Annotated in this window: 4 protein-coding genes; 3 read left to right on the top strand and 1 reads right to left on the bottom strand. The window is 51.0% G+C overall.

Annotated features, from left to right (window positions below; all coding sequences use genetic code 11):
• From Q0231_RS07845 to Q0231_RS07835, 3 genes are all read left to right on the top strand, one after another.
• Positions 1 to 608, top strand: a 608-nt coding sequence (locus Q0231_RS07845) for a pitrilysin family protein (RefSeq protein ID WP_299346928.1), incomplete at its 5' end; no start/stop codon positions are given.
• A gap of 21 nt (positions 609 to 629) precedes the next feature.
• Positions 630 to 1,229 (top strand): GNAT family protein, encoded by a 600-nt coding sequence (locus tag Q0231_RS07840; protein ID WP_299346926.1) that lies wholly within the window; start codon positions 630 to 632, stop codon positions 1,227 to 1,229.
• Positions 1,230 to 1,306: 77 nt separating this feature from the next.
• The gene (locus Q0231_RS07835) at positions 1,307 to 4,222 is read left to right on the top strand and encodes an EAL domain-containing protein (protein WP_299346924.1); all 2,916 of its coding nucleotides are present in this window, start codon (positions 1,307 to 1,309) and stop codon (positions 4,220 to 4,222) included.
• A 3-nt stretch (positions 4,223 to 4,225) separates the two neighbouring features.
• Here Q0231_RS07835 and Q0231_RS07830 read toward each other — a convergent pair.
• A partial coding sequence (locus Q0231_RS07830; protein WP_299346922.1) for a YqgE/AlgH family protein occupies positions 4,226 to 4,565 on the bottom strand: 340 nt, incomplete at its 5' end.

Genomic DNA, 4,565 nt, shown 5'->3' with positions numbered 1-4,565 from the left:
GAGGTCACCGGCACGGCGGTGATATCCGCCTTGATCGCGACCACGAACAAGCGCATGTTTTGATCGGTGTCGAGGGCCGCGCCTATCATTCTGATGGCTTCTACGCCAGCCAGATTCTCGCCAGCATATTAGGTGGTGGCATGAGCTCACGCCTTTTCCAAGAAGTGCGCGAAAAACGTGGACTATGCTATTCGATCTATGCTTTCCACTGGGCCTTTGCGGACAGCGGTATTTTTGGCATTTCTGCGGCAACTGGTGACGATGATTTGGCTGAATTGGTGCCGGTCGTTCTTGATGAGCTTAAGCAGGCAACCTTGGATATTACCGAAACCGAAGTCGTGCGGGTACGCAACCAAATCCGCGCAGGGCTTTTGATGTCTTTAGAACGCCCATCTTCTCGCGCGGGTCAATTGGCGCGGCAACAGCTGTTGTGGGGCCGACCTATCCCCATGGAAGAAACAATTGAGCGCATCAACAACATTGATGCTTCTCGCGTGATGGAAGTCGCTGAGCAATTGTTTAATGGTGCAAAACCTGTGGTGGCTGGTATCGGTCCAATGGCGAATCTTGCAGACTACGATAAGATTGAAAGCCAATTGAAATTCTAAGAACTCAATTTGAGGCTAAAGGTGCTGCGCACGCTTTTTAAAAAGGGACAACCAATTGAGCTGAAGTCAGACAGCTTGATTTTGCGCACGCCTACACTAAGCGATTATGAGCAATGGCGAGCGCTGCGCGAAGCCAGTCGTAAGTATCTAGTCCCGTATGAGCCAACTTGGAACGAGACCGAATTGGCCTTATCCTCTTTTCGCGAACGTGTACGTCGTGCCGAGCGTGAAGCTGTCGCGGAAGCGGCTTTCGCATTTTTTATCCACGATATATCGGGGGCCTCCTCTAAGCTGGTTGGGGGCATCAACCTCTCTGATATCCGTCGTCGTGTGGCCCAAACCGTCAATATCGGATATTGGATGGGGGAGCAAAATGCCAACCAAGGCATTATGACAAAAGCTGTCGGCATGGCATTGCCATTCATTTTTGATCAGTTGAAGCTGCACAGAGCATGTGCAGCCTGCCTTGTCGACAACCAACGTTCTGTGCGTGTTTTGGAAAAAAATGGCTTCGTGCACGAAGGGCGAGCAGAAGGCTACCTAAAAATAAACGGAAAATGGCAAGATCATTTGTTGTTCGGCCTTACAAAAGAACGATTTGAATTCAATAGAACCGGCTAATAACTCGGGTAAACAACTATATCTGGTTGAAGCCGTGGCCATTTCTCGCTACGAAAAAGACCATTGGGAGTAGCTATATGCATCTTAAGCGGTTGCAGCGCGCAATTTTAGTGTTGATCGTGCAAGTCTTTTTGGTTTTTTCTGCTGCAAATGTGTGGGCCCTGGAAACAGTCACCATTCATGAAAATGTGGATGCGCTGGATCTATCTTTAGCGCTTGAAAACCGTGAAGGCAGCGATGGGCGCGTGCAATTGTCGACCGCGCCAGATGCTGAAGGCATCGTGCGGCGCATTGAAGTGCAAGCTGCAGAGCAGGGCTCAAACCCCAATTGGGCGCTGATCGCCATATCAAATCAAAATGATGTGCAGTTGGAACGTTTGCTGGTGGCACCGCATTTTCGCCTTCCCGGTTCTGGGGCGTTTGCGCCGGATTTGGGCGGCAAACGGATAAATGTTATTACCCCCAGCCAAGGCTTTCGCCCTGAGCGGGTGGTGGACAGGGAAGCTGATGTCTTTTCGATCACCATCGATCCGGGTGCCACAGTTACATTCATTATGGAACTTGAAGGCGCAAATGTGCCCGAACTCTATATGTGGGAGCCCTCCGCCTATCGAGATTATGTAAGCTCATTCACTCTTTTTCGCGGCACATTGCTTGGGGTCTCCAGCCTTTTGGCCGTGTTCCTCACCATTATGTTTGTGGTCAAAGGCCGCGGTATATTCCCCGCCGTTGCCATGTTCGCCTGGGCAGTGTTGTTCTATCTGCTGGTTGATTTTGGCCTGATTGGAACCATCTTCGAGCTGTCGCCTGATCAACTGCGCACTTCGCGCGCCACCGCCGAAGCTGCCCTCGCCACCACCCTATTTGGCTATTTATTCATCTATCTCAATCTACACCGTTGGCACTTGCGGTTTATGCATTTGGCGTTGGCTATTGGTGTGGCGCTTGCAGCCTTGATGGTGCTCTCATTCTTCCAACCGGTGCTCTCGATCGGCATTGCGCGCGCCATTTTGGCCGTCGTGGGTATGTTCGGCATCGTCGTGGTCGGTTTTCTCGCCATACGTGGCTACGACCGCGCCATTATGATCGTGCCCACCTGGATCATCACCGTGGCATGGCTGGTGTTTGCATATATGGTGGTTTCTGGCAGCGTCAGCAACGACATTGCGCAATCTGCAGTTGCTGGCGGATTGGTGCTTATTGTTATGCTGCTCGGCTTTACCGCTATTCAACACGCATTTACAGATGATCAGGTTTCCGTTGGGCAAGTGTCCGATGTTGAGCGCCAGGCGTTGGCACTGATCGGCAGTGGCGATTTTGTTTTTGACTGGAATGTGGATCGCGACCGGGTTTCTGTTTCAGAAGCGCTTGCTGTGCGGCTTGGGGAAGCCAATGAAAGCTTGCAAGGCGCAATCAAGGGGTGGCTTGATCGGTTGCATCCAGAAGATCGCGACCGGTTCCGCACCGCGCTTGATACATTGGTCGAATTGAAACGGGGCAAAGTTTCCAGCGATTTTCGCATTATTTCTCACGATGGTAGCTATCGCAGTTTTCGCCTTAGGGTTAAACCAGTTGTTGGCAACAATGGCGATGTAACGCGCTGCGTGGGCACATTGCAGGATGTTACAGACGAACGTAGTGCACGTGACCGTTTGATGCATGATGCTGTACATGACAGTTTGTCTGGCCTGCCCAACAAGCAATTGCTGCTCGACCGTTTGGAGCGCGCCTTGGTGCGTTCGCGCGATCAAAAAGAAAACAAACCTGCCGTCTTTTTGGTCGATATCGACGGGTTTGGAAACCTTGATGAACGGATTGGCCATGTGGCCGCAGATTCTATTCTGCTGGCGATATCCCGCCGGCTTTCGCGTTTGATGCGACCATTGGATACATTGGCACGGATCAATGGTGACCAGTTCGCGGTGGTGCTTGTGTCCGAACAGAGCGCCACAAAAATTGCTGCCTTTGCCGAGCAGATGCGCAAGTCGATCCGCGAACCCATTAAATTTGGTAATGATGAATTGTCGATTTCAGCTTCCATTGGCGTCACGATTTACGACAATAAGCCAAACTCCGCAGACAATATTTTGCGCAATGCTGAATTGGCGATGATGTACGCAAAGCGCATGGGCGGTGATCGGATCGAAGCCTACCGAGCCAACACAAACGAATTGGGCGTGACGCAAAGCTCGTTGGATGCAGACCTAGAACGCGCCATAGATCAGCGCGAAGTGCAAATGAACTTCCAGCCCATTTATGATCTTGCAAGCGGCCAACTGGCCGGGGCCGAAGCCCTAATGCGCTGGAACCATCCAAACCGCGGTGCCATTAGTCCCGAAGAGTTTATACCGCTAGCAGAACGCAGTGGTTTGATCGAAAAACTTGGGCAAGTTGTGATTGAGCAAACAGCCATTCAATTGCGAGAATGGATGAATGCAACCGAGCTGCCAGAGAAGTTTTTCGTGTCGCTCAACCTGTCAGCACAACAATTGGCCAACGAAAATCTCTTGAATGAAATGCGTACGTTAATTGCAACGCATGGTGAATTGGTCGACAAAATGTTGCTCGAGGTGACAGAGAGCCAAGTCATGTCCTCCCCAGAGCAATCCGCATATATTCTTGATGCGCTTAAAGGCATGGGTTTCCGTCTTGCGTTAGACGATTTTGGGGTGGGGCACTCGTCCCTGTCGTATCTCCACCGGTTCCCCTTTGACTTCGTCAAAATCCCGTCAACATTTGTTCAGATGGAAGCAAAGCACGGGATAATGCAAACCCAAATGCCCATCATGCGGGCTATCGTTACTTTAGCAAAAGAGTTGGATTTGCGGGTGATCGCAGAAGGGGCGGAGACCCCTGAAGAGGTAGAACGCTTAAAACTGCTAGAGTGCCGTTATGTGCAAGGTTTCGCTTTTTCAAAGCCCGTAACCGGTCCAGAAATGGTCCAGCTGATCAAACGCGGGATAAAGAAAGACGTCATTTCCAAGGTTGAGTAAGACTTAAGCGTGGCCAGCGGTGCTGGAAAGAAACGCAATGTCGATGCCCGCATATTTCAGTGCTTGGGTGTAGCGTTTGTCCATTGGGGTCGAGAAAATCAAATCTGATGACGCTGGTGTTGTGAGCCAGCCGTTGTCGCCGATTTCGTCCTCTAACTGCCCAGGTTCCCATCCGCAATAGCCAAGGGCCAAAAGCGCGTGGGAAGGGCCGTGACCATCAGCAATAGACTTCAAAACGTCCATCGTTGTGGATAGGCACAAGTCGTCGGATATGTTGATGGAGTTTTCCGGTGTTTCAAAATCTGCCGTATGCAACACAAATCCACGTCCTGTTTCAACAGGA

Origin of the sequence: uncultured Maritalea sp. (assembly GCF_937139385.1) — a bacterium.
GTDB classification, from domain to species: Bacteria; Pseudomonadota; Alphaproteobacteria; order Rhizobiales; family Devosiaceae; genus Maritalea; species Maritalea porphyrae_A.
Note: the sequence above shows the minus strand (reverse complement) of the source record. Positions and strands in the feature narration are given on the sequence as shown.

Bases quoted from the DNA above. Each gene is read 5' to 3' on its own strand.
- Q0231_RS07835 (WP_299346924.1), top strand. From the start codon at position 1,307: ATGCATCTTAAGCGGTTGCAGCGCGCAATTTTAGTGTTGATCGTGCAA.